The sequence below is a fragment of the Ruegeria sp. AA6 genome, from assembly GCF_056542865.1.
On the sequence record NZ_JBQGAN010000032.1, the window covers coordinates 1 to 24,834 of the forward strand.

25 protein-coding genes are annotated in these 24,834 nt (G+C 56.2%); 18 read left to right on the forward strand and 7 right to left on the reverse strand.

The genetic code is table 11. The features are described 5' to 3' along the window. Nucleotides 1-367 precede the first annotated feature (367 nt). The 6 genes from ACR0LN_RS21475 to ACR0LN_RS21500 all read left to right on the forward strand — a co-directional run bounded on the left by ACR0LN_RS21475 (nucleotide 368) and on the right by ACR0LN_RS21500 (nucleotide 3,658). Complete coding sequence (locus tag ACR0LN_RS21475; protein WP_029622284.1) at nucleotides 368-883, forward strand: DUF805 domain-containing protein; 516 nt, start codon at nucleotides 368-370, stop codon at nucleotides 881-883. A 145-nt stretch (nucleotides 884-1,028) separates the two neighbouring features. After that, a complete protein-coding gene (locus ACR0LN_RS21480) occupies nucleotides 1,029-1,319 on the forward strand; it encodes a hypothetical protein (protein ID WP_170418286.1) in 291 nt (96 codons plus the stop codon). A 159-nt stretch (nucleotides 1,320-1,478) separates the two neighbouring features. Further along, complete coding sequence (locus ACR0LN_RS21485) at nucleotides 1,479-2,252, forward strand: hypothetical protein (protein ID WP_170603540.1); 774 nt, start codon at nucleotides 1,479-1,481, stop codon at nucleotides 2,250-2,252. Next, complete coding sequence (locus ACR0LN_RS21490) at nucleotides 2,236-2,463, forward strand: DUF3955 domain-containing protein (RefSeq protein ID WP_170568172.1); 228 nt, start codon at nucleotides 2,236-2,238, stop codon at nucleotides 2,461-2,463. The genes ACR0LN_RS21485 and ACR0LN_RS21490 overlap by 17 nt, the downstream gene beginning before the upstream one ends. Further along, nucleotides 2,463-2,909 (forward strand): hypothetical protein, encoded by a 447-nt coding sequence (locus ACR0LN_RS21495; RefSeq protein WP_010443799.1) that lies wholly within the window; start codon nucleotides 2,463-2,465, stop codon nucleotides 2,907-2,909. The genes ACR0LN_RS21490 and ACR0LN_RS21495 overlap by 1 nt, the downstream gene beginning before the upstream one ends. 572 nt (nucleotides 2,910-3,481) lie before the next feature. After that, the gene (locus ACR0LN_RS21500; protein ID WP_157769979.1) at nucleotides 3,482-3,658 is read left to right on the forward strand and encodes a hypothetical protein; all 177 of its coding nucleotides are present in this window, start codon (nucleotides 3,482-3,484) and stop codon (nucleotides 3,656-3,658) included. A gap of 52 nt (nucleotides 3,659-3,710) precedes the next feature. Here ACR0LN_RS21500 and ACR0LN_RS21505 read toward each other — a convergent pair whose 3' ends face one another. From ACR0LN_RS21505 to ACR0LN_RS21530, 6 genes are all read right to left on the reverse strand, one after another. Next, a complete protein-coding gene (locus tag ACR0LN_RS21505) occupies nucleotides 3,711-4,124 on the reverse strand; it encodes a hypothetical protein (RefSeq protein WP_170568171.1) in 414 nt (137 codons plus the stop codon). Between the two features lie 92 nt (nucleotides 4,125-4,216). After that, nucleotides 4,217-5,365, reverse strand: coding sequence for an AAA family ATPase (locus ACR0LN_RS21510; protein WP_029622285.1), 1,149 nt, complete (start codon nucleotides 5,363-5,365; stop codon nucleotides 4,217-4,219). Nucleotides 5,366-5,862: 497 nt separating this feature from the next. Then, complete coding sequence (locus tag ACR0LN_RS21515) at nucleotides 5,863-6,465, reverse strand: amino acid synthesis family protein (protein ID WP_010443804.1); 603 nt, start codon at nucleotides 6,463-6,465, stop codon at nucleotides 5,863-5,865. A gap of 13 nt (nucleotides 6,466-6,478) precedes the next feature. Beyond that, nucleotides 6,479-8,587 carry a CoA transferase gene (locus tag ACR0LN_RS21520; RefSeq protein WP_170486591.1) on the reverse strand — a complete coding sequence of 703 codons (2,109 nt, stop codon included), beginning with the start codon at nucleotides 8,585-8,587 and terminating at the stop codon, nucleotides 6,479-6,481. Then, nucleotides 8,584-9,351, reverse strand: coding sequence for an alpha/beta fold hydrolase (locus ACR0LN_RS21525; RefSeq protein ID WP_254447392.1), 768 nt, complete (start codon nucleotides 9,349-9,351; stop codon nucleotides 8,584-8,586). Before ACR0LN_RS21525 ends, ACR0LN_RS21520 begins: the two co-directional genes overlap by 4 nt. A 32-nt stretch (nucleotides 9,352-9,383) precedes the next feature. After that, on the reverse strand, nucleotides 9,384-9,785 hold the full coding sequence (locus tag ACR0LN_RS21530) for a RidA family protein (protein ID WP_170418304.1): 402 nt from the start codon (nucleotides 9,783-9,785) through the stop codon (nucleotides 9,384-9,386). Between the two features lie 143 nt (nucleotides 9,786-9,928). Between ACR0LN_RS21530 and ACR0LN_RS21535 the strand changes: the two genes are divergently transcribed. The 4 genes from ACR0LN_RS21535 to ACR0LN_RS21550 are packed head-to-tail and all read left to right on the forward strand — an operon-like array spanning nucleotide 9,929 to nucleotide 14,217. Further along, nucleotides 9,929-11,410, forward strand: a complete 1,482-nt coding sequence (locus ACR0LN_RS21535; RefSeq protein WP_170724922.1) for an aldehyde dehydrogenase — start codon at nucleotides 9,929-9,931, stop codon at nucleotides 11,408-11,410. Nucleotides 11,411-11,421: 11 nt separating this feature from the next. Then, nucleotides 11,422-12,462 carry an LLM class flavin-dependent oxidoreductase gene (locus ACR0LN_RS21540; RefSeq protein ID WP_170486588.1) on the forward strand — a complete coding sequence of 347 codons (1,041 nt, stop codon included), beginning with the start codon at nucleotides 11,422-11,424 and terminating at the stop codon, nucleotides 12,460-12,462. A gap of 4 nt (nucleotides 12,463-12,466) precedes the next feature. Further along, nucleotides 12,467-13,270: a carnitinyl-CoA dehydratase gene (locus tag ACR0LN_RS21545; protein ID WP_480432641.1), complete on the forward strand. Its 804-nt coding sequence runs from the start codon at nucleotides 12,467-12,469 to the stop codon at nucleotides 13,268-13,270. Beyond that, nucleotides 13,270-14,217, forward strand: coding sequence for a 3-hydroxyacyl-CoA dehydrogenase NAD-binding domain-containing protein (locus ACR0LN_RS21550; protein ID WP_170724921.1), 948 nt, complete (start codon nucleotides 13,270-13,272; stop codon nucleotides 14,215-14,217). The genes ACR0LN_RS21545 and ACR0LN_RS21550 overlap by 1 nt, the downstream gene beginning before the upstream one ends. Here the strand turns inward: ACR0LN_RS21550 and ACR0LN_RS21555 are convergent. Beyond that, the gene (locus ACR0LN_RS21555; protein WP_170724920.1) at nucleotides 14,199-15,269 is read right to left on the reverse strand and encodes a GlxA family transcriptional regulator; all 1,071 of its coding nucleotides are present in this window, start codon (nucleotides 15,267-15,269) and stop codon (nucleotides 14,199-14,201) included. The two genes, ACR0LN_RS21550 and ACR0LN_RS21555, sit on opposite strands and share 19 nt — an antisense overlap. Nucleotides 15,270-15,388: 119 nt before the next feature. On the opposite strand from ACR0LN_RS21555, the gene ACR0LN_RS21560 reads away from it, so the two are divergent. From ACR0LN_RS21560 to ACR0LN_RS21595, 8 genes are all read left to right on the forward strand, one after another. After that, nucleotides 15,389-16,279 (forward strand): beta-keto acid cleavage family enzyme, encoded by an 891-nt coding sequence (locus ACR0LN_RS21560; RefSeq protein ID WP_170570572.1) that lies wholly within the window; start codon nucleotides 15,389-15,391, stop codon nucleotides 16,277-16,279. Next, nucleotides 16,272-17,273 carry an ABC transporter ATP-binding protein gene (locus tag ACR0LN_RS21565; RefSeq protein ID WP_170805148.1) on the forward strand — a complete coding sequence of 334 codons (1,002 nt, stop codon included), beginning with the start codon at nucleotides 16,272-16,274 and terminating at the stop codon, nucleotides 17,271-17,273. The genes ACR0LN_RS21560 and ACR0LN_RS21565 overlap by 8 nt, the downstream gene beginning before the upstream one ends. A 76-nt stretch (nucleotides 17,274-17,349) precedes the next feature. Further along, a complete protein-coding gene (locus ACR0LN_RS21570) occupies nucleotides 17,350-18,456 on the forward strand; it encodes an extracellular solute-binding protein (RefSeq protein WP_170724917.1) in 1,107 nt (368 codons plus the stop codon). Between the two features lie 65 nt (nucleotides 18,457-18,521). Then, nucleotides 18,522-19,370, forward strand: a complete 849-nt coding sequence (locus tag ACR0LN_RS21575; RefSeq protein ID WP_170667832.1) for an ABC transporter permease — start codon at nucleotides 18,522-18,524, stop codon at nucleotides 19,368-19,370. Beyond that, entirely contained in the window at nucleotides 19,367-20,164 is a 798-nt protein-coding gene (locus ACR0LN_RS21580) for an ABC transporter permease (protein WP_170724916.1), read from the forward strand. Before ACR0LN_RS21575 ends, ACR0LN_RS21580 begins: the two co-directional genes overlap by 4 nt. A gap of 11 nt (nucleotides 20,165-20,175) precedes the next feature. Continuing rightward, a complete protein-coding gene (locus ACR0LN_RS21585) occupies nucleotides 20,176-21,336 on the forward strand; it encodes an acyl-CoA dehydrogenase family protein (RefSeq protein WP_170724915.1) in 1,161 nt (386 codons plus the stop codon). Further along, nucleotides 21,333-23,423 (forward strand): acetate--CoA ligase family protein, encoded by a 2,091-nt coding sequence (locus ACR0LN_RS21590; RefSeq protein ID WP_170724913.1) that lies wholly within the window; start codon nucleotides 21,333-21,335, stop codon nucleotides 23,421-23,423. Before ACR0LN_RS21585 ends, ACR0LN_RS21590 begins: the two co-directional genes overlap by 4 nt. Next, nucleotides 23,420-24,562 carry a serine hydrolase domain-containing protein gene (locus tag ACR0LN_RS21595; RefSeq protein WP_170724912.1) on the forward strand — a complete coding sequence of 381 codons (1,143 nt, stop codon included), beginning with the start codon at nucleotides 23,420-23,422 and terminating at the stop codon, nucleotides 24,560-24,562. The genes ACR0LN_RS21590 and ACR0LN_RS21595 overlap by 4 nt, the downstream gene beginning before the upstream one ends. The last annotated feature ends 272 nt before the right edge of the window (nucleotides 24,563-24,834 follow it).

The following is a 24,834-nucleotide window of genomic DNA, read 5'->3' on the forward strand; positions in this document are numbered from 1 at the left end:
AGCATTTGACGCCTGGAATGCCGCCACTCGAGCTGCTTGAAGTCCGGGCATCAGCATTCCTTGGTGGGTCGGAAGTTAACGTGACAACACCGTGCGTGCGTCTTCGCGTCTGGTTTACCCCAGAAGCGTGCTTCACTCAAAAAGCATGATGAGGTGACACGGAGGCCACGGTATGGGTCGGGATTACCAGGTGCATTTTGTACTACCGCAGCAGGGAAACCGAGCGCTGCTTCAGAGAAGATTCTAAGGTGGCGAATTTGGACACTCACCGGTTTTGAGGGAGCAGTGCCAAGGCGATTGACTAAGCCGTGGAGTAGGGTCCATGATTTCAGAGAGATCGGGCCGCCGCTCTAAGGAGTTCGGAAATATGGGATTTGTTCAAGCAACCAAAACGTGCTTTGGAAAGTACTTTGTTTTTTCCGGGCGTGCAGTGAGGTCTGAGTACTGGTGGTTTGTGCTGTTTGTTGTTCTCGTAAGCCTCGTCTTTGCAATCGTCGACGCATCAATCTTTGGGACGGATCCCGAAACCGGACAAGGCATCCAAGTCCTGACCCCAATTTTTCAGCTTGCCGTTCTAATACCCATGCTGGCTGCTGGATGGCGTCGACTGCACGACACAGGACGACCGGGCTGGTATTTGCTTTTGCCTGCAGCACTAAGCATCGCGACTGTGCTCATGCTGTTCAGTGGCATCGCAGTGTTCTCTGCGCTCGAGCAAGGCGCGAATGATCCTGAAACTCTGAGGGGCCCAGCGGCTTTCCTCGGTGTCACCGGGTTGATGGTTGTCGGTATTCTGCAACTCATACTCTCAGTGCTCATGATCTGGTGGCTGAGTCGACCGTCACAAGAAGGCGATAATGCATACGGTCCCGCTCCAGTTTGACGCTATGACGCAGACTTGGTCAGAGGTTTTGCGGGGACGTAGTAAAGTTGTTTGGGAGAATACTAAGGAAGAATCTACGGTTTGCCTGCACGGGTCTCGCTATTCCGACTGTCAACAACCAACAGAATCAAATTGGGGGGAATAAGTGTCTAACTATTCAAAAATTGGCCTTGCAGTCTTCGTTGCAACGGCTGTCGCAGGCTGTGTCGAGACGACGCAACCCGGCTCTGGTGACGGTGAGGCCGTCGCGCGCGCCAATTGCGTCGCAGATGTCAACTCTACCGTCGGTGTCACCGGTTCGTCAGTGAACGACGTTACTCGCCTTGACGATGGCTTTAGCCTGCTCATGAACGTACCCGGCGCGCAAAATTTCTGGGTCTGCGAGACGACTCCGTCCGGCGCTGTCACGTCCGTGTTCTTCATGGGTGAGGGATAAGCTCTTTGAAGCGGGCGGTCTAAAGAGCCGCCTATTCCAAGAGGAAAAAAGATGTGAAGCGGGTGTGGCTTTGGGCACTAGGTTGATGAGTCAACCGGCTCTCACGAATTTGAACACCGGCAGCCGCCGGTTTCGCTCTCTACAATAATGAGGTCATAAATGAACTGGCTTTCCACATTATTTACGTCCTTTTTGCTCGCTGCTCCATTGTCGGCAATGGCAGATTGGCAGTTTAGTTCAGGCCCAAGCCCTAATGCATTCATTCAGGCGAACAATATCACTTTAGAACTGCAATGCGACCGCATACGGTTTGCTCCAGCAGGCTATGAAGACAGCCAAGACATCGTGAACAAGCAGGGGCTTTCGTTTCGATTCATGAGCAACGGCACAGCTGAAGTCGGTGCGTTTCAGGCCGGGCGGGCCAACAGTTCCTTCCGGGTTGTGGACAATTACCCCGTCGAAATTGAGTTCAATGACGCCAATGACTACGTGTTTGTTCTGGATCAGATTGCCGCTAACGCGACGCTCAATCTCTCTATGACCGATCAGGACATTTCGTATGCGATCCTCGAATTGAAGGGGTCTTCGGCGGCCATCCGTTCGTTGAAACGCAGTTGTAGTAACCTCGCCTCGTCGGGTTCAGGTTCCCTTCCGGAAGCACCTGAAGGCGTAGTCTACTGCGGCGGGGGCGGCACTCAGCGACAGATCGAATATGCCATTGTCGACACCGGCAGCGACTGGGACGCGCGTGTTACGGTCAACGGTGAAACGATGGACGCAATGACGTCCTACAGCTACTTCGGCAATGCAGAGCCGCCGCGTGGCTTTATCGTCGCTCTCTTGGGCCAGGACCGTTCCGAGTTTCTCGTTTTTGAAGATGGTTCAGAGCGTTGGATCGAATACGGAGACTATCGATATGATCAGTGCAACTAGGCGCGCCGCGAAAGTGACCCTGATCTCGGCGCTGTTCTCTTTGACCATTGGTGCGGTTTTATGGGTCCTCTATTGGGTGCAAGGTGTGCAGATTGACGAGGACGGAGTGCTGCGCGAAGCGTTTTTCCTTCTCGGCCTTGGATGGATATTCACCTTAGGTGCAGTGGCGATGCTTCTGACGTCGCTGTTTCTCTATTTTTGGAACCGTTAATGCGGCTCTTCGCCTTAGTCGCGGCGATGGTAGTGCTGGTGACTGCCGCGTTCTGGGCGGGCGCGCGTGTACAGCTGGCCGTACAGGAGGACAACTGCCTGGACCTCGGCGGTGGAAGACATCCAGGGGACTACCCGGTATGCGTGGTAGAGCGATTTCCTGACTGGATTTCCATCGGCCCGATTGCTCTAATGCCTGCTGCTGTCCGCGAAATGAGCACCGAAGAGACCGGCAATGAGCAAGTGATCCTTCGGCTCGAGCTAAACAAAGACGCTGCTTTCGCCGTGGCGGGCCTGACAAGAGCGAAGATCGGAAAGGACCTTGAGCTGCGAGTTGGGAACAGGATGGTTAGCGCCGTGACGGTCAGAGAGGAGATCGCGAACAGGCGATGGAACCTCATCCTTCCCAAGGAGGCCGCCGATCTCGCGGTGCGTGAATACCAATGACTCAGCTAGCGCAGCTTCCTGCATCGAAATAGAACAATTGTGCGGGTCTGCTAGAGGAAAATCTATTGTCGAAAAACTTAGATAGCACTCTCTGCCGCAGCCTTGATCTTCAGCTTTCTGCTTCTGGCGGGATGTGCAGATTCCGTCCGGCAAGGCGGCGCGTGACAGGACACCCTGTCGGTGGTTTTGGATCAGGGTCCGCCCAGCAATATCGAGCGGCTCAACGATGGTCGGCGAGCATACTAGTGGATTGTCGAATTCACAGGCACGCAACCGATTGTGACCAACGCAACGACGAATGTAGAAAACGACATTTTATGTTCTACCCTAGCGAATACGTCATCTACTACGTTCGAGCCCTATTAGTATCGTTGCCCTTATTCTTTGATTGCGACGCCGCAGGGATATAAGTGGGCCATAGAGGGGCTTTTCAACGGGCGACCCAGATGTAACTAACCTTGCACCGATTTAGGTTATGCAGAATACGGCCCGGAGATCATCTTAGCCATGGAAATAACGGGAATCTGCACTCATCATTGAGATTTATGGAATCATCAAATGACGGAAAACCTATGAACTATGATGTCGCGCACGCGCTTGCTTCTGGTGCCTTACTTTACGCCACCTATTGGTTAATGCAGCTTACCGGTGTCCTTGACGGAAAGAGCAAGGGAAGACAGCGGCTGACACTTGCGGTCGCCTTTGCAGTCGTTATTCTTTTGCTAAATCTAGTGTGGCCAACCGCCTGATGAGTTTCCTTTAAGACTAGTTCACGAAGTCGCCGGGAGAGCGCTACCGCATTCAGCTCTCAGGAACCCATCCGCATAAAGTGTAGATCTGGTAAGTGGAGGTTTCTTCGTCTGGTGAGTTTACAACCAGCAGCCTATTTTTCTCAAGCGGGGTTAAGAGCTGGCGGTAAGAATAGGTTGCACCGTCAAATGAGCAGGCCAGATCAACGATTTGCACCGCGGTTCCGCGAAGAGCCTGAACTTGAGCGTAAGCACAAGACCCGTCGTCCGATTTGCGCCCCTCGTCGTCATAGATGACGTATCCGGCACGAAGGTCCCCATATTCCTCCGAAATCCGCGCGCCTTCCGCGCACGAAAGACCTTCCGGGACATAGAGTCCAGAAAAATGAACCTTTTCGGCCACTACAATCGATGAACTCAAGCCATACAAGATAGTGGCAAGTTGTACCGTAGATTTGGAAACCATGCGGTTATATCGCGCGCGAGGTCAGTGTGGGTCAAGGCGATTCCGTGTAACGCACAACTCAATCGCGCGCGTTGTTAGCACTTCCCTAAAGGCTATCGTTTGGGCCACGACCAAGGTATGGGTTCCGCCGCTTCGACAAAGGTTTCCCCAGTGGCTTTGCCGAGGTGATGCGTGAGCGCATTACCCTTGCTCAAAGCTTTGGCTAACGCTCGGTTGTGAGAAACGACGATGATCTGACTTCGCGCGGAGGCTTCTTTGATCAACCGAGCTAGAGGTGGGATTAAGTCAGGATGCAGGCTTGTTTCGGGCTCATTTAGGACCATCAGGCTAGGAGGTCGTGGCGTCAGTAAGGCCGCCACGAGGAGCAGGTATCGCAGGGTCCCATCCGACAATTCCGCAGTGCTGAGCGGGCGCAGCAACCCGTGCTGTTTCATTGTGAGGCTGAATAACCCATCTTTCGCATGAACCTCAATTGAACTTCCCGGAAATGCGTCCATGACGGTCTTTTCAAGTGTTGCCACATCGCCGATTTCCCGAATTGTCTCAATAGCTGCCGCCAGGTCCGAGCCGTCACTTGCAAGAATTGGAGTTCGGGTGCCGACCTGTTGCCTTCTGGCCGGGGCCTCACGATCAGTCCGAAGTTGATCATAGAACCGCCAATTCCGCATACGGTCTCGTAAATGCAGCAGCTCTAATGCGTTATTCGGATCGGCTGCGTGGGTCATCATACTGTCAAACGGTGGAAGGGTAGTGGCCGCCTGGTTCCAAGAACCGTACTCCGACCGTACCCGTACACACGGGCCACGGCGCTCTGCAAGCGCGTTGTGTCGGCTCAATGTCTCGCCGATCCACAATGCTTCGGACTTGATCTCAGGATCATTAGAAAAGGCTGAGGTTTCTGCTGGCAATCCAAGCTCGACTGCGTACCCGTAGTCTTCGGACGCAAAGCCAAGCTTTAGGCCGACTGGTTTGCTCCGAGTCGTTCCGGTGATGGGTACTTCACCCGTTTTCATCCCTCGAGACAGCACTTCAGGCCCCGCCCACATTGTGGAGCCCAACCCTCCTTCAGACGCGAGTGTAGAGATAACACTACCTTGTGACACCTCGCTCAACATTCGAAGCGCGCGATACAGCGACGACTTTCCGACCCCATTGCCACCGGTAATTACCGTCAGGGGAGCAAGTGGCAGAACCAGATTTCGGAGAGATCGATAACCGGCGACAGCAACTGTAACAAGCATTTCAGTCTTTCCGGCTCCGGCGATCACACATCAACAGACGACCTATCAGACTAAACACAGGATGTCCGCAACAGGTTTTGATTAAGGCTTTCATGTAGCCGCTGCGAATGAGAGCTTTGTCTGTGGCTGACACAGTTGCATGGAACAAACTTCCTTGCTGTTATTTCTGTCCAAATGAGCTAGACGCACTAGAAAAAGGGAGGTGGGTAGTAGTTGTAAAGCCGCTTTTTATGAGGTTGGTGTCCCTGAGCGAACTCCATGTTTGGCGCTCGCTGCCTGATGATGAGTGTCTGAGCATTTCTAAACGCTTCCGGCTGAACGCGAAGTGACTCCGGTTTAGCCGACCCAGAATACCCCATCAAGGAGGCGGCGGTCGTTGGCGATTTTGCGCCCAATCCTTATTTGTTGATTGTCAGCTCTCGTGCTGAGTTGGTCTGCATCGAAGACAACAACTTGCCTCAAGCCAATTACCTGATACGCATCATCATCGTAACAAACTAGACCCCAGCCGGGTTCTCCACATCCCTTCCCAAGGCAGCGAGGTCTGAGTATCGGTCGCCGATCCGGTGGTGCGGGCGACCACGGGTTGATGCCCCCAGAGCCACAACAAGTTCATCCACATCCGGCGCGTCGTAGATTGAAAACTGGACGGTCAGGTAGTGCGACCGCCGCCCGGTATCATGTTTGTCCATCAGCGGGATCTGAATTTGGGTGTTCGCGGGCCCTCGCGTGTTTGTGAAACCGAGATAGCTTTTTGCACCCACTGCCTCACGATAATAATTTCCGTACTGCAGGGTGTGAATAAGCGCGGAGGCATGTTCAATCTCACAACTTGTCCCGGCGATACAGGCTTTTCCGTAGGCTTCTATCGCATCGCCTGACCCCGCCAGAGCGATCAGTCTGTTGGTGAGCATCTCTCCCAGAACTGGCGCCATGCGCTGAATCTCTGGTGAAAGATCATCGACAAAGCCACGTCCTGCCCAAGGGTTTCTGACCACCGCTGCCACGCCGATCATGCGCAACACGGGTTCCGAAGGTCGGCCTCCTTCTGTGTGAATATCCTCATCAAAGGTGACTACCTTGCGCAATTCGGGGATCATATTGCTTCTCCTGTCAAACGTGATAGCTGTGGTGCCCGGTCGGTGTGTGTACGACGCCTTCGACTTCAGTTCCGTGGTAGAAACCAAATGTACCGTGGCTGTTTTCCTTTGCGTAACGGCGCAACATCGAATTTTCAGCCCCGTCGCGTACGCGTTCCAGCGGCAAGTCGCCGAGACCAAAGTATTGCATGCCGTCAGGGGGCTGCCCATGAACGCTTCCGTGGTAGATGATCCGCTGCGTCCCACTTTTGGATATTCGATAAACCGCATAAGGATGCGCCAGCTCTACAATCAAATCTCGGTTTGACAGATCAGTGATCAGCCCATCTGCAGAATTGTTATTTGCAGGAGCAACCGGCACTGAAATGTGCCCGCTTTTGTCAACGGAGAGTAGGACCCGATCTTCGTTGGCCAGTACCGCTCCGACGGTCACACCACCTGCAGTGGCGGCCTCTGTCAGGGCACTGTTGAGCCCCAAATCGAAATAGGCACCGCGAAAGTAGCCCAGCGGATGTCCCTCGCGCGTTTCGAAATCCTCCACGCGGCCGATCAGGATCAGATGGTCACCAGCATCGACCAAACGGTGTCGGGCACAGCTGAACCGGGCGAGCGCACCGTCTATCGTGGGCATGTTCCGCGCGTCAGGTTGCCAGGCTGCAATGTCGAATTTTTTGGCTGATTGAGACGCGAAAAGGCCCGAGATTTCTTTTTGGTCGTCCGACAGGACGTTGACCGTGAAATGATCCGCCTGCAGGAAGGTTTCAAAGGACAAGGCCTGCTTACCGACACAAACCAGGAGTAGAGGTGGGTCGAGAGAAACGGAGGTAAATGAGTTCGCCGTGAACCCGCGCGGGGTCCCGTCCGGCTGCCGGGTAGTTACCACTGTCACACCGGTGGCAAAGCGCCCAAAGGCGTCGCGCAGCGCCTTCCCGGCTAAGGGTTCCGTCGACTCCGGTGGGGTCAATCCTTCCAGAATGCTATTGTGCTCACCTAGCGCAGGAGGGGTCGTCAGTGCACCTTGGCGGTGTCGACCGAACCGCAACGGGTTTGCTGCCACGATCCAAGGTTCATGCCCCGCATCCGGATGCGGGACCTTCGCCAGCATGCCGCGACTGGCTACATGAGGGTCGGCCGCGATGTCCGAGATATTGTTCATCGGGCCGAACGGGACCTGGCCACCCAGTGTTGCCGTCAATTGCTCCTTAGTCCGTTGTCGGGTCCAATCGCGTACGATTTTGTTGACTTCGGAAGCATGGTTGGCCCGGGCCGCCCTTGTGGAGAAGCGGTCATCTTGTCCAAGTGACGGTTGCCCCATCAGCCGTGTCAAAAGCTGCCAAAACGCGTCATCGACAATACCAAGCGCGATGTGGCCATCGGCTGCAGGGTAAAGGCCAAACGGGGAAAGGAATGGATGCCCGTTGCCTTCCGGTCCGGGCACCTCTCCTGTCACGTTATGCAAGTAAACCATTCTTTCGCAGAGCGAGATCATGGCATCATACATGGCCACATCCACAAACTGCCCTTTGCCCGTCGCTTCGGCCTCGCGCAGGGCGGTCATGATACCGAAAGCCATCATCATGCCGGTGAATATGTCACCCACCCCAGGTCCGGTCTTGGTGGGTGTGTCAGCATTCGGTCCGGTGACGGACATCAGACCGCCCATGGCCTGCGCAACCACATCGTACGAAGGCCAGTTGGCATAGGGGCTTTGGCCTGTGCGCGGGTCGCCAAAGCCACGGATCGCGGCATAGACGAGCCGGGGGTTGTCGGCAGCAAGGCTTTCATAAGACAGGCCAAGGCGATCCATTACGCCCGGGCGGAAATTCTCGACGATGACATCCGCCGTTGCCGCAAGTTCTCGAAAAGTCGCGCAGCCCTCGGACGATTTCAGATCAAGCTGCACGCTTTTCTTGCCGCGGTTCAGGCTTACAAAGTAGCCGGCCCAGGCATGATCCGGATCGTCTTGACGGAACGGTCCGTTGCCGCGGCTGGTGTCGCCATGTTTGCCTTCGATCTTGATCACCTCGGCCCCGTGATCCGCCAGATGCATTGTACAATAGGGACCTGAAAGCATCCGGCTCAAATCCAACACACGCAGGCCTTTGAGGATTTTGGTGCTCATGGCTTCAGATCCAGATTGTTGAGAAAGCTGCGGAGTGGCTTGTTCACTGCGTCCGGGTCTTCGGCAAGTGCCATATGCCGCAGTCCCGGGAGGATAAGTGCACTGCCCCCCGCAATCTCGCTTGCGATGGCATAGGCCATGTCAGGCCCGTTGCCGAAATCCTCATCACCGGTAATCACCAGCGCCGGGCAAGAAATCGGCGGGCTTGGCGCAACAATTTCGTCGATACCATCGGCCAGCACGCGATAGATAGTGTGGTAAATTGCTTTGTCATTGGCCATGACCCAGTCGCGTACCGTCTCCATCATACGAGGGTTGGACTGGCGGAACGCATCGGTGAACCACCGGTCCAGCGCAGCTTCGACCGTTGCCTTTGGTCCGTCCCACCGTGCCTGTTCCACCCGTTTCAAGATTGCCTCTTGTGCGGCGTCGGTCCGTTTGTGAGGGGAATGAAGGATCACCAGAGCTGAAACCCGTTGTGGCACATCCTGGGCAAACCGACGCGCGATCATGCCACCCAACGAGAACCCTGCGATAACCGCGCTTTGGATGGCGCAGTGGTCCAGCAAGCTCTCTAGCTGGCGTGAAAACATTGAAAGGCTGGGGCGTTCGGGTGGCGGGGCACTTTGCCCATGACCATATAGATCATAGGTGAGAACGCGAAAGCGATCAGACAGTGCAGGGATCGTCCATTGCCAGCAATCCTGGTTCAGGCCCAGCCCATGGATCATTACCACAACAGGCGCACCTTCTGGTCCTGTCATTTTTAAATGGGTTCCGTCTGGTGCTATGCCCATCAGGATTGGTCCTTGAGGGGGCGATAGGCTACGACTTCGACCTCAACGCGGGCATCCACCAGAAGATCGCTGACCACAGCCGACCGGGTTGGAGGCTCAACTGGAAAATAGTCGGCGTAGACGGCGTTAAATCCAGGGAAATCGTCGCGCTCCCGCAGCCAGACCATGGCCTTGATGACATCGTCGCGGGTGCAGCCTGCCTTGGCTAGTGTCTTGGTGATGTCGTCCAAAACTGCGCGGGTCTGCTCTTCGACGGTGCCATCGGTCATAGGCACGCCGTCTCGCATAGGAATTTGCCCTGTCAGAAAAACGAAATCACCTGCCCGAATGGCGCGGGACAGCGACAGAACCCGTCCGCCAATTTCCAGTGGACCTCCGATAACCTGCTTTTTGCTACCCATTTCCAAGCCTCCCTTTGGAACAGCCTGCACCCATGATCGGATGCGAGACCCGGATTTTTCGACAGACTGCGTCGTATTTTCATAACCCTGAGGCGCGAAAGCAGACATGAATAGGGAGGCAACAATCAGGGGGGAGGCACGCCATGGCTGATGTCAAAAACTATCAGATGCTGATTGATGGCGACTGGGTCGACGCTGCGGATGGCGGTACTTTTGACAGCGTCAACCCAGCCAATGGTGAGGTCTGGAGCCGTGTTCCAGAGGCAACTGAGGATGATATCAACCGCGCAGTCACCGCGGCGCACACTGCTTTTAGCAGCGGCCCCTGGGCGCGGATGACACCGACCGAGCGCGGCAAATGCCTGCGCAAGCTGGGCGATCTTCTGGCGGATCATTCCGAAGAGCTGGGACGAACTGAATCCATCGACACCGGCAAGATGCTCAAGGAAACGCGTTGGCAAGCCAAGTACATTGCCGAGTTTTTCCACTTTTTTGCTGGGTGTGCGGATAAGGTAAGCGGCGAGACACTGCCCATCGACAAACCTGACATGTTTGTCTTTACCAAGCGCGAACCTCTGGGCGTGGTTGCTGCCGTGGTGCCCTGGAATTCGCAATTGTTCCTTGTAGCGGTCAAGATCGGCCCGGCATTGGCTGCCGGGAATACGGTTGTTCTAAAAGCATCCGAACATGCCAGCGCGGCCATGCTGGAGTTTGGGCGACTTGTCGAAATGGCCGGTATCCCGTCTGGTGTGGTCAACATCGTAACGGGTCATGGTGAGCCCTGTGGACGGGCTTTGACCGGGCATCCACTGGTGGCGCGCGTCTCTTTTACCGGTGGCCCAAATGCCGCGCGCCATGTGCTGGAGAACGCAAAACGCAACTTTGCCGAGGTCTCATTGGAACTGGGCGGCAAGTCGCCCTTCATTGTTTTTGATGACGCCAATATCGAAAGTGCAGTCAATGCCTCGATTGCCGGTATCTTTGGCGCGACAGGGCAAAGCTGCGTCGCCGGATCGCGGCTCTACTTGCACGAGGACATCGCGGATGAGTTTCTCGACAGGATGGTGGCGCAGGCGCAGCAGATCCTCATTGGCGATCCACTGGCCGAGGAAACTCAGATGGGGCCGCTTTGCACCCCTGGACAGTTGGACCACATCCAACGCGAGGTTGCCTTCGCTCAGGAAGAGGGCGGCACAGTTCTGGTGGGGGGCAAGCAGCCGGAAGGCAAAGCAGGGCTATATTTCGAGCCAACCATCATCGACTGCCCACGGCAGGATCTGCGTATCGTCGATACAGAGCTTTTCGGCCCTGTACTTTGCGTCCAGCGTTTTAAGACCGAATCTGAGGTGCTGGAACTGGCCAACGATACCGAACATGGGCTGGCGGCGGGCATCTTTACCACCGACGGCGCGCGATCCTTGCGCATGGCAAATGCGGTGCGTGCCGGCATCGTCTGGGTGAACACCTACCGTGTTGTGTCGCCGATAGCGGAGTTTGGTGGCGTTAAAGGATCAGGCTATGGCCGCGAAAGCGGGTTCCAGGCGATCTACGATTACACCCGGCCCAAGACGGTCTGGATGAACACATCGGATGAGCCGATGGCGAACCCGTTTGTAATGCGCTGAGGGAGGTGAGCATGAAATTCCAACTTGCCGTAAACATGGAGCGGATCGACAACAGTCTTGATATGAAAGACGTCGCGCGCCACACATTGGAGATGGTGCAAATCGCCGAGGATGGCGGTTTCGATATCGTTTGGGCTGCTGAGCATCACGCGCTGGAAATGACGATTGCGCCCAACCCGTTCCAACTGCTGACTTGGTGGTCATCCGAGACCAGCCGGATCCGGCTTGGTACGGCGGTGGCGACCGCTGCGTACTGGCACCCGATTAACCTGGCCGGTGAAGCCGCGATGCTGGATCTTTTAAGCGGCGGTCGGTTGGAGTTTGGTATCGGGTCAGGTGCCTATCAGCGCGAGTTCGATCGCATGAAGCCGGGCCTCAAGCAATCTGATGCGTGGCGCTATATGCAAGAGATGCTGCCCACGGTGCGCGAGTTGTGGAAGGGCGATTATGCGCATGAAGGCGAATATTGGCAATTCCCGACATCAACCTCGGTGCCCAAACCATTGCAAGCCGAGGTTCCGGTTTGGGTCGCGGCGCGCTCGCCGATCACCTATGACTACGCCATGCGTGAACGCTGCCACGTGAATTGCTGGCCTTTCACCCGCCCGTTCGCTGAGGCCGAGCTGTACAAAAAGCAACTCGATGAGGCGATTGAAAAAGCGGATAATGGCTGGGTTCCACGTTTTGCGCTGATGCGCCATTCCTGCGTTTACGACAATGCGGCCGATGGCGAAAACGCGATGAAGGCGGTGCGACGATTGCTGAGCCAGTTCGAAAACCTCTATCGCAATTTGGGCGATGTCAAAGATGGTTTTCCTGCTTCCATTCCGCTGGATCAGTTGGAGGGCCGGGAACAGTATGATCCCTTGATGCTGGAAGAAAACCTAATGTTCGGTTCACCTGAGCGTGTGATTGGAAAGCTCAAGAAATATCAGGGGCTCGGTGTGAACGAGTTCATCTACTATGCCTCGATGGGGCTTGATCACGCGGCGCAGCAGCGATCCTTGCGCATGTTCTGCGACGAGGTCATGCCGGAATTCAAGGAGGACTGAAGCAATGGCAGAAGGGGTCAAAACACACCGCGACGGCCACGTTCTGGAAATCACACTAGAGCGGGGCAAAGTAAACGCCATCGACGTTCCCACCAGTCAGGCCTTGGCCGCGGCGTTTAAGGAGCTGCACGAGGACAAGGACTTGCGTTGCGCGATTCTGACCGGGGGCGGAGATCGGATTTTCTCGGCCGGGTGGGATTTGAAGGCCCTGAACGAGGGCGAAATGCAACTCGACAACTGGTGGGAGAGTGATGACTACGGGTTTGGCGGGTTCACGGGTCTGACCGAGAATTGGGCGCTCAACAAGCCGGTTATCGCGGCCATCAACGGTCTTGCAATCGGCGGTGGATTCGAGATGGCCATGGCCTGTGATCTGCTGATTGCGGCGGATCATGTGGAGTTTGGCCTGCCTGAAATGCCTTTGGGCATCGTTCCAGATGCGGGGGCACTACAACGCCTGCCTCGGAGAATACCGCACAATATCGCGATGGAGATGTTTCTATTGGGCCGTCGCATGACCGCCACCGAGGCAGCGCATTACGGGTTGGTCAACAAGGTGGTTCCAAAGGATCAATTGATGACAGCGGCCCGGGAATGGGCGGCCCCGATTGCCTGGTCAGCGCCTCTTGCAATGCAATCCGTCAAGGAAGTGCAGCGCGAGATCGAGTGCGTGCCGCTGGAACAGGCCTTTCACAAGATGCGCACCGATCCGATGCCGATCTACCGCAAGATGCTGAAATCTGATGACGCGGCCGAAGGTGTCGCGGCTTTTGTCGAAAAGCGTGAACCCAAATTCAAGGGTGAGTGATGTATCCTGACCCCTCATCGATCACCCGCATCACCAGCATTGGAGCCGGCCCCATCGGCGGCGGCTGGGCAGCGCATTTTCTTGCGCGTGGTTATGATGTGACCGCCTATTTGCATGACGCGAGCGAAACTGATGCTTTCTACGAGATCCTGCATACTGCCTGGAAAAGCTTGACGGATTTGGGCCTTGCTGCTGGCGCGTCGCTTGACCGTTTGCGTATTGTCACTGATCTGGAGGCTGCGCTGGACGGCGCCGAATTTGTGCAGGAAAGCGCGCCCGAGCGTCTTGAGATCAAGCAGGCACTTTATCAACGACTCGGGCTCATTTTGCCAACAGACGTCGTGATTGGCTCTTCCACGTCCGGCTTGATGATGACCGACATCCAAGCGACTTGCGCGACACCGGAACGCTGTGTGATCGGCCATCCCTTCAATCCACCATATTTGCTACCACTGGTCGAAATCGTGGGCGGCGAACAGACATCACCAGAGGCGGTGGCTTGGGCCGGGGAATTCTACGAAATAGCGGGCAAGGCCCCGTTGATGATGAAAAAAGAGATCCCCGGCTTTGTCGCGACCCGACTGCAAGAGGCGCTTTGGCGAGAGGCCCTGCATATGGTCGCCAATGGAGAGGCAACGCCGGAAGACATCGACATCGCACTCATGAACGGCCCGGCGCCTCGTATGGTCTCGCAGGGTCAGTGTATGGCTTTTCACGTGGCCTGTGGTACCGGAGGCATGGCCACCAACCTGGATCAGTTCGGCCCGGCGCTTAAACTGCCCTGGACCCGGTTGGAGGCACCTGAGCTGACGAAGGAATTGCGCGATCGCATGGTCGATGGCTGCAACGCTGTCGCCGGCGACCGAGATTTCGAGGACATGGCAGCCCAACGAGATCGCGAAATAGTTGCAGTGCTGAATGCTCTGCGTCAGTCCCGCGGGGGATAACCTTGAGCGGGCACGTTGTTCAGAATGGACAAGAAATCCGAGAGAGAGCCGGGCCAGCTGGGTGCCGGCTCGCTTTTCGGCCATGCCTCACGGTATTCGGATGGGCGCCGGCCGAAGAATTTACCGAATGAATAGGCAAAATGTGACAGTGTATTGAATCCTGATGCGGTGGCAATCTCGCGTACACTGAGGTCGGTCGAAATCAACAGCAGGCGAGCATTCTGCAATCGGCGCAATAAGCCGAATTGCACCACGGTACAGCCCACGTGTTTCTTGAATTGGCGTTCCAGTTGACGCTGAGAAACACCCAGAACATCAGCGATTTGGGGCACTTTGAGCGGCTCTTCTATGTTTTCTTCGATCAGGGTCATCGCTTCTCGGATCAACGGAAGCATGGTTTCCGTGCTCCGGCCCATGGTGCTGCGCTGGGGTGAGGCGGCGTCGCGAATGGGGTGATGCAGCATCTGGTCTGCAATCTCCCCCGAAAAGCCGCTGTCGCTGATGGATTCAATCAGCCTTAGCATCAGATCGACCCCAGCCAACCCGCCCGCGCACGTCATTACCTTGCCGTCAATAGTGAACAGACACTCATGAACATCGACCCGATCAAAGGATTCCCGGAACCCGCTCAACCACGACCAGTGAATAGTCGCAGGTTTGCCGTCCAACAGGCCTGCACGTGCGACGATGTAGCTGCCCAATTCAACGCCGCAAACAGTTTCGCCTGCGCGTGCGCGTTTTCGCAACCAGGTGAGTAAAGCGGTGTTTTCGTAGTGTTCAGTACCCCAACTGCCCAACACAAACACAAAATCTGCCGGAGTGAGGCTCCCGTAGTCGGTGTCAACTGCGGTCGTCATGCCATTGCTGGCAACAATCTCAGGACCGTCGAACGAGACGATGTCCCAGGAAAACATCGGTTCTGACGCCAGGTAATTTGCGATCCGCATGGTTTCGATCATGGTGATCAGCGTGGTCAGGTTGAAACGCGGGACAACGACAAATACGGCATGCCGTTTAGCCCGAGCCATATGCGTTGTGATGTCGACATGCATTGGTTTTACCAAGAAGCTTTAGGTCAGATTTTTCGCCATTCTAACCTAATCTGTGGCGGATAATCGACATCTTTATCCGTCAATCGCGCGGCAATCTAGGTAAAAAGGGGGGCTCGGATATGACCTACGAAGTTGTGCTGACCTGCGCAGTTACCGGTGCGGGAGATACGACCGGCAAGAGCCCTCACGTGCCGGTGACCCCGAAAGAAATTGCTGATGCGGCAATCGAAGCCGCCAGGGCAGGGGCCTCTGCCGCGCATGTGCATGCGCGTGATCCTGAAACGGGGCAGGGCTCGCGCGATCCGGCGCTCTTCAAGGAAATCGTGGATCGAATACGCGAAAGCGATACGGATGTGGTCATCAATGTTACGGCAGGTATGGGGGGCGATTGGATTTCAGACCCGTCCAATCCCGCCATGCCCGGTCCGGGCACCGACATGATCGGACCAGAAGAACGGCTGGCCCATATCAAGGAATGCCTGCCTGAAATCTGCTCTCTCGATTGTGGCACGCTGAATTTTTCCGACACGGACATGATCTATATTTCCACGCCACCGACACTGCGTCGGATGGCGGCACTGGTTCAAGAATGGGGTGTAAAGCCCGAGCTTGAGGTCTTTGATCTCGGCCATATCCGATTTGCCAAGGCGATGGTGGAGGAGGGGCTGATTGATGCGCCGCCGATGTTCCAGTTGTGCCTTGGAATTCCATGGGGGGCCGATCAAACGGTGGAGACCATGGCGGCCATGAAGGCGCAACTGCCCGTAGGCGCCAGCTGGGCCAGTTTTGGGATTGGGCGGGGGCAGATGCCGATGGCAGCCGCAGCTGTCGCGCTTGGCGGGAATGTGCGTGTCGGTCTTGAGGACAACATCTACCTTGATCGCGGGGTTCTGGCGACAAACGGCCAGCTTGTCACCCGCGCCCGAGAGATTATCGAACGGATGGGTGGGCGGATCCTGACACCGCAAGAGTCGCGCAACAAGCTGAACCTGAGGGGGGCGGATGGCTGATCCAACCCAAACCGGTAGCTTGCAAATTCGCAATGTCTCCAAGTTTTTTGGTCAGTTCCGTGCTGTCAACGACATCTGCCTGGATATCCGAAATGGAGAGTTCCTGACGCTGTTGGGCCCGTCGGGATCGGGCAAAACCACCTTGTTAATGATGATCGCCGGGTTTCTCGACGTATCGAAAGGAGAGATTGCGCTGGACGGTGCGTCCATCTCGGATGTGCCAGCCGAAAAGCGCAATTTCGGCATGGTGTTTCAAGGATATGCTCTGTTCCCCCATATGACTGTTCGCGACAACGTGGGTTATGCGCTAAGCGTGCGTAAACGCCCCGCCGACGAAATTCGGAACCGTGTCGACGAGATGCTGGAGCTGGTTCAGCTTCAGGAGTTTGCAGATCGCAAACCGGGGCAGTTGTCTGGTGGTCAGCAACAACGTGTGGCCCTTGCACGTGCCTTGTGTTTTGCGCCGCCTGTGCTGTTGCTGGACGAACCGCTGGGAGCGCTGGACAAAAAGCTGCGTGTCGAAGTGCAGGAGCAGCTCAAGGACATTCATCGTCGCGTTGGCACCACCTTCATCTATGTCACCCATGATCAGGAAGAGGCACTGTCGATGTCTGACCGCATCGTGATCATGCGCGACGGCGCGATCGAGCAGGTTGGCACGCCAAAAGAGCTGTACGAGCGCCCGATCAATCAGTTCACCGCCAGCTTTCTGGGGAAATCGAACTTCATTCATCAACAGGGGAAGGTCTTTGCCCTTCGCCCGGAAAAAATTGATCTGATGCTTGGCAACGAAAACACCGAGGCCCGGATGAGGGGCGCCATTCGCAGCATCACCTATTTCGGCTCGATGCAGAGGATCATCGTGGACACCGACGAGGGGGCCGAGATTGAGGTTGATATCGACGTCTGGCGCAACGCCTCTGATCTGGCAGAGGGGGTGAGGGTGGATTTGCTTTGGAAGGATACAGCAGCAGTGGAGCTACAAGCGGGCTAGGCACCCCAACACAGAACGCCCAGAGGCGTCATGACCGAAAGCCGAGTCAAATCTCGGATCAAATGGGAGGAAGAAAATGCACGATAAACAATTCAAAAAGGAAATGCTTGCCGAAAGCGCCCAGGCGTTCAAGGCTGGCCGCATGGACCGGCGCACGTTTCTGGCGCTTTGCGGTGCCTCGGGTGTTGCAATGAATGCGGTACTGGCGGGCGACGCCGAAGCGGCGGCAGACCATGTCGTGATGTGGAACTGGGGCGGCCAATCCGAAGAATGCCATGGCTCGGCCATCGGTGAGGCCTTTACCGCCAAAACCGGCAAAGGTTTGAAGTTTGATACCTCTGGTCCGCTGGAAGGCAAGATCAAGGAAATGGTCGACAGTGGCAATGTGACGGCCGATGTGGCGGATGCGGATTTGTTCAACGCCGTGTCACTTGGACCAACCGGGCATCTGGAGCCGATTGACTATTCCGTGGTGTCCAAGGAGAAAACGCTGCCCGGCTATGCGCTGGAATATGGGGTGTCGATCATCCTCTACGGGTATGCCTTTGTGTATGACACTGAAGCCTATGGCGATAATCCACCGCAAAACTGGGCCGATTTCTTTGATACCGAGAAATTCCCCGGGACCCGTGCGCTTTACAAATGGGCAAATGGGTCGCTCGAGGCCGCATTGATGGCCGATGGCGTCGCTGGCAGCGATCTCTACCCGCTTGACATGGACCGCGCTCTGAACAAAATCCAGTCGATCAAAGATGACAGCCTTTACTGGGGGTCTGGATCGGAAGTTCACTCGATGGTGGTCAACAACGAGGTCTCGATGGCGATCATCTGGCAGAACCGGGGTCGCAACATCGAAAACGACACTGACGGTCAATACAAGCTGGTGAACAATCAGGCGATGGCGATGCCGGGGGCGTATATCGTGCCTAAGGGCAACCCCGCTGGTGCCGCAGTCATGGATTTCATCGCCACGGCGCAGGATATACCAGCGCAGCTGGCGCTGTTGGATTGCCTTGGCATGACTCCGTCGAATCCCGAGGCCTTTGGCCAGATTCCCGAGGACCAACAGCCTTATGCGATCACCTCGGCCATGAACATCGACAAGATCGTTTACAACGATCCTGAATGGTGGGGTAAAAACGGCGGCGACGCGGTGAATGCCTTCCTCGAAGCGATCAGCTGATCGCTTTAGCTTATGGTCACCCGATCCTAAGGGTCGGGTTGCCAAACCCTTTCCGAAAGCTCTGGATGCAAGCCTTAAACCGTCATATCCACCCAGGATGGCTGATTATCGCGCCTTTGCTGCTGATGGTGGTCGCGCTCTATCTCGGGCCGATCCTGAATATTCTTTGGCTGAGCGTGACAGACCCCGAGCCTGGGTTTGGCAACTATGCCAAACTGGCGGAAGGTGATGCGTTGATCCGCATTGTCTGGACCACGGTACGAATCTGCATCATCACGACGGTCTTCAGCGTCATTTTCGGCTATTCCATCGCCTATGCGATGGTGCATTGCCATCAACGCCAGAAGACTTACATGCTGACCCTGCTATTGGTGTCGTTCTGGATCTCCATCCTCGTACGCACCTTCGCCTGGCTCATGTTGCTGGGACGCAAGGGGCTGGTCAATGTCACATTGGAAGACATCGGCCTGGTTGCTGAACCCATCGCCTTCATGCGCAATGAGTTGGGCGTTCTGATTGGAATGGTGCATTACATGATCCCCTATGCGGTGTTGCCATTGCTGGTCTCGATGCAATCCATTGATCAGAGGGTGATGGACGCCTCGCGCAACCTGGGGGCCAGCGGAAGCCAGACCTTCTGGCGGGTCTACCTGCCGATGACCATGCCGGGGCTTGTGGCTTCGACCCTGTTGGTTTTCATCCTCAGCCTCGGGTTTTATGTCACACCGGCCGTGTTGGGCGGCGGCAAGGTGCTGATGGTGGCAGAATACATCTCGGTTCAATTGCTGGTGACTTTGAAGTGGGGCACGGCGGCGATGCTGGCGGCCATCATGCTGTTTGGCGTTCTGGCGATGCTTTGGATCATGTCGCGGTTCATGAAGCTGAGCACGGTGTTCGGGGGGGCAGCGCGATGAAGCCGGGCCTGTTCTCATTTTTCAACCGCGTGGGGGCATGGGTGCTGCTGTTGTTTCTAGTGACACCGGCCCTGATCGCCATCCCTGTTTCGTTGACGCCGAAACGCTTTTTGTCTATGCCGCAGGGCGAGTATTCTCTGCGTCATTTCGAGAAGCTGTTCACCAGTGAGGAATGGCTGTCGAGTTTTTTCCAAAGTGGCGTGATTGCCCTGTCCTGCTCCGCATTAGCGACGCTTTTAGGCACGCTTTGTGCGATCGGTCTATGGCGAGTTTCCTCGCGATTCAGCGAACTGGTTCGCGCCTTTCTGCTGCTACCATTGATCATACCGCAGATTATTTCCGCCATGGCGTTCTATCGGTTGTGGATCCCTCTGGGTCTATTGGACAGCTACGCCGGTTTGATCCTTGCGCATACAATCCTGGCAGCCCCAATGGTGCTGATCACGGTCAGCGCGTCTTTGGCAACGTTTGATCCCAAGCTTGAACAAGCCTCCAAGAATCTCGGGGCCTCCAACTGGACCACCATGCGCCGGGTGATCCTGCCTTCGATCAGGCCGGGGGTTTTTGCCGGGGCGCTCTTTGCCTTTATCCTCAGTTGGGATGAAATCGTGGTGACCTTGTTCATCTCGAAATACAGCGTTTATACGCTGCCGCGCCGCATGTGGAACGGCATCCGTGAAAACACCGATCCGACAGTGGCTGCCGCTGCCGTGATCCTGATTGCCATCACCCTGATTGCCTTTGCCGTTTCTGCGATTCTGTCGCGGCGAAACACGCGGGCTCAGGCAGAATGAATGAGGCTGCCATGAATCTGGAAACCAGTCACGAAACAGAGCTTCTGGTTAGCACTGTTCGCCGATTTGTCGAAACAGAGATGTATCCGCATGAAGAAAAGGTGGATCGCCTAGGCTATGTGCCCGAGGAGATCGGCCGCCAGATTGAGGCGAGGTCGCATGAATTGGGCCTCTTCGCCTGCAACCTGCCCGAAGAGGTTGGTGGCGGAGGGCTGGGATATGGGCCCATGTCCCTGATCGAGCGGGAATACGGCCGTACAAGCCATGCGCTACAAAGCTGGGCGGCCCGCCCGACGGAATTGCTGATGGCCTGCGAAGGAGACCAGCGCGAGCGATATTTGCTTCCTGCCGTGCGCGGTGAAAAGCGTGAGCTCTTTGCCTTGACAGAGCCTGACGCAGGTTCGGATGTCATGGGGATGAAGACAAATGCGATACGCGACGGGGATGACTGGATCCTGAATGGTTCCAAACACTTTATCTCCGGTCCCTGCATGCCGGATTTCGCGATTGTCTTTGCTGCAACTGGTACAAATGAAACACCACGCGGCCCACGCAAACGGGTGACGGCTTTTCTGGTCGATGTGGGCCTTCCGGGGTTCGACTGCCGCGAAGGGACGCATTGCGTCAGCTATCGCGGTTACAAGACTTTTGAGTTGAGTTTCGACAATGTGCGTCTTGGTCCGGATCAGATCCTGGGCGAAGAGGGTCGCGGGCTTGAGCTGTCGGGAAAGTGGCTCGGCATGGGGCGTATCTGGGTCGGCGCGACCTGCTGCGGTAAGGCCGAACGCATCCTTGACCTGGCGACCGAGTGGGCCGCAACGCGCAAGCAATTCGGTAAACCGATCGGTACGTTTCAGGCCACCGGCTTCCGTTTGGCGGACGGTGCGATGACGTTGCGCGCGGCCGATCTGATGGTGCAAGACGCCGTTGCACGTGCCGAAGCGGGTGTCATGGGTGATGCAGATGCGGCAATGGTCAAGGTTTACTGCTCAGAGATGCTCAACAGGATCGCCGATGATGCCGTTCAGATTTTTGGTGGCATGGGATTGATGGAGGAAATGCCGATCCAACGGTTTTGGCGCGATAGCCGATTGGAGCGGATTTGGGACGGCACCAGCGAAATCCAACGCCACATCATCACCAGGTCCATCCTGAGGCCACTTGGCGCATGACGCCGGCGCGGCGCGAAAATCTTGAGCGTCTTTTAAAGCCGCGCCACATCGCGTTTATTGGTGGACGTGATGCGACCATTGCCGTGCGCGAAGCCCGTCGGCGTGGATTTCAAGGGAAAATGTGGGCCGTTAATCCCAAACGCGCCGATCTGGATGGCGTGGGCTGTGTTCCCTGCATCTCGGACCTGCCGGAGCCACCTGATGCCGTCTATCTCGCTATCCCTGCGGCCGGGGTGACAGATGCCCTGAGAGAATTGGAACAGATGGGTGCAGGTGGTGTCGTTTGTTTTTCCGCGGGCTTTAAGGAAACTGGCGACATACAATCGGAACGAGATCTGATCGAAGCCGCCGGTGATATGGCTCTGATCGGCCCAAACTGTTATGGCATGATCAACTATGTCGACAATGCCGCGCTTTGGTCATTTGAACATGGCGGCTGGTCGCCGGGATACGGTGCAGCGATCGTTACCCAGTCTGGTATGTTCTCATCCGACATCACCATGAGTGCGCGTTCATTGCCAATGGCCTACATGGTTTCTGCAGGCAATCAGGCGGTCTTGGGGATTGAGGAATTCCTGGATGCCTTTGCTGAAGACCCGGCTGTGCGCGCCATTGGATTGCACATCGAAGGGTTGCGTGACATTGCTGCTTTTGAACGCGCCGCGCTGAAAGCCCTGGATCGGGGGGTTCCGGTTGTCGCACTGAAGACCGGCAATTCCGCCATTGGGGCGACTCTGACGGTCAGTCACACCGGCTCTCTGTCCGGTTCGAGCGAGCTTTATCAGGCACTGTTTGATCGCACCGGGGTGATCGACGTCACCAGCCCGTCGCAGTTTCTGGAAACGCTGAAGTACCTCTGCGTAGCAGGCGCGCCGCAAGGCAGGCGTGTCGCTGGCTTTACCTGTTCTGGGGGCGGGGCGACGATGCTCGCAGATCACTCGGAAAGGATTGGTGTGTGCTTTCCCAAAGTGGGCTCTGCAGGGCAGGAAAGCCTGACCAGTTTGCTGCCTGAGATCGCGACGGTTTCCAACCCGCTGGACTATACGACCCCGATCTGGGGACAGGGCGATAAGACTTACCCGGTTTTTGCCACGGCGCTATCGGCCCTTAACGCGGATCTGGCTGTTCTGGTGCAGGACTACCCGGCAGAAGGGTTGGACGCGTCCAAGATCTACTACCAGAACGATGCTGCAGCTTTTGCGCAGGCCGCTCAGGAACACTCTGTCCCGGCAGCGATCTGCGCGACCTTACCTGAAAATCTTGATCGTGGAACCCGCAGGCATCTCATAGAACTGGGGGTCGCACCTATGCAGGGTATTCACGAGACGTTGAATGCCATGCGTGATGCTATTTGGTGGTCCGAAGCAAGGGCGCGGACAAGGATTGACCGGCCTGCCGCCTTGCGACCCGGTGCAACTATACAGAGCCCAATGGTATTGACCGAAGACAAAGGTAAATCCTGGCTCAAGCAAACGGCTATTGCTGTGCCAAACGGACATGTCTGCAACGCGGCCGAGGCAGCTGGCGTTGCGAAGGATATCGGCTATCCGGTCGCACTGAAAATGATGTCACCAAGCTTACCTCACAAGACCGAAGCGGGCGCGGTCGCTTTGGGGATCAAGGATGCGGAGGGGCTGTCCTCGGCGATCAAGGCAATGACGGCAACGGTTGCGGCTTATGACCGCGCGGCGGTGACGGATCGCTTCCTGATCGAAGCCATGTCGCCCAAGCCGCTTGCAGAGATGATCGTCACGCTGCGTGCTGATCCGCAATTTGGTCCCAGCTTGGTGATTGGTAGCGGCGGTGTTTTGACCGAGTTGGTCCGAGACGCGCGCACTGTGTTGTTGCCTGCCTCAAAAGACGAGATCGAGCGCGCATTGTGTTCGCTCCGTGTAGCTCGACTGTTGGAAGGGTACCGGGGCAGTCAAAAAGCGGACATTCCGCGAATTTCGGATGCGCTGCACCGGTTTTGTGCGGCGTTCCTAGAGGCGCGCAGCCAGGTCGCAGAGGTCGAGATCAACCCGATGTTTGTCTACCCAGATCACATCGTCGCTGTTGATGCCCTGATCCAGGTGCCTCGGTCATGAGCAGGAATAGGATCATACCCAATCCCGATCTGGCTGTTGGAGACGACAACAAGCAACGGTGGAACCAGCCGGAATTTCGCCGGCATGGGTTCCACAACGCATATCGGCTGTTCCGCCGATGTCTCATGGTGCGTTCCAGAGAGGTTTTGCAGCTGGAAGCCGCCGAGCAAAATCTGTGCGCCCGTGTGCCTGAACTGGAACAAATGCTTGCCCATCCGGCGTTCTCTGCGTTCTGCTGTTTAAAGAACGACAAGATCATTCTGGAAAAAGCCGCAGATGATTTTTCGACTTCAGCGCCGCATTCGATCCAGTCGGTGACAAAGCTACACATCCACTTAATCATAGGTCGTCTGCTTGCACAGGGGCTGTTGTCATTGGACGCGCAGGTCCGCGACTATCTGCCGGGTATCGGCAGCGGGTATGCCGAGGCCAGCATTCAATCTTTGCTCGACATGAACGTCGATAACGACTTCACCGAGGATTATGCTGACCCCGATGCCGACTGCTATACTGAAGAGGTCGCTCTGGGTTGGCGCTTGCCCGGCGAGGGTGAAAAGGAAATCACGCTTGCGGAATTTGCGGCCTCGATCACTGGTTTCAGGGTAAACTCGGGGGTGCGACAAGCCGACTATAAATCCGCGAACACGGATGTCCTGACCCTGATAGCGGCCGAGGTTTCGCCCATTCCACTAGCTGAACAAATCGAAGAAATTGTTGATGCGGCAGGATACGAGGGCGCCTTTCACATCAGCCTCAGCAAGGACGGGCACCCAGCGTTTTCTGGTGGCGGTTGCCTAAGCGTGCGCGACCTCGCGCGGTTCGGGTTGCTACTGGCGCGGGAAGGCCGCGACCTGCACGGTCGACCTATGGCCAACATCGGTTTCCTGCAAGAAACTCTGATCCGCCGCGCGCCAGCGATGACATCACCCAAGAATTGGCTCAAGTACTCAAACCAGACCATGACCGACGGTCGATTAATCGGTCATGCTGGCTATGGAGGGCAGTTCCTCATGGTGGATATGGTCACCGGCACCAGCTGTGCATTCTTAAGTGTGCTGGAGAATGACTCGGGTTACGATGACACCTATATGGGAGAGCTGGCCACAACGCTTCGAGACGTCTGCCTTTCTGTCATTTGACGGGTTTGCAGTTGCCGAGCTAAGTGTCAGCGGGGAAGGCACGGATTGGCCGCTTTGCAGTCCTTGACCTGGGCCGAATCTTTTAGAGTGATCCGACCCACTCTTCGAGCATCCAGTTTCGATCACCTAAACTGAACTTCTTCTCAGCGCGAACTGAACTTCTTCTCAGCGCGGCATTTACGTCTGTCGGGATATCCTGCCGAAGTTGTCAACAAGGCATGTCGCGGGTGTGACACAACCCGCCTGAAGTTGCTTATCGCGGAGCAATTGTT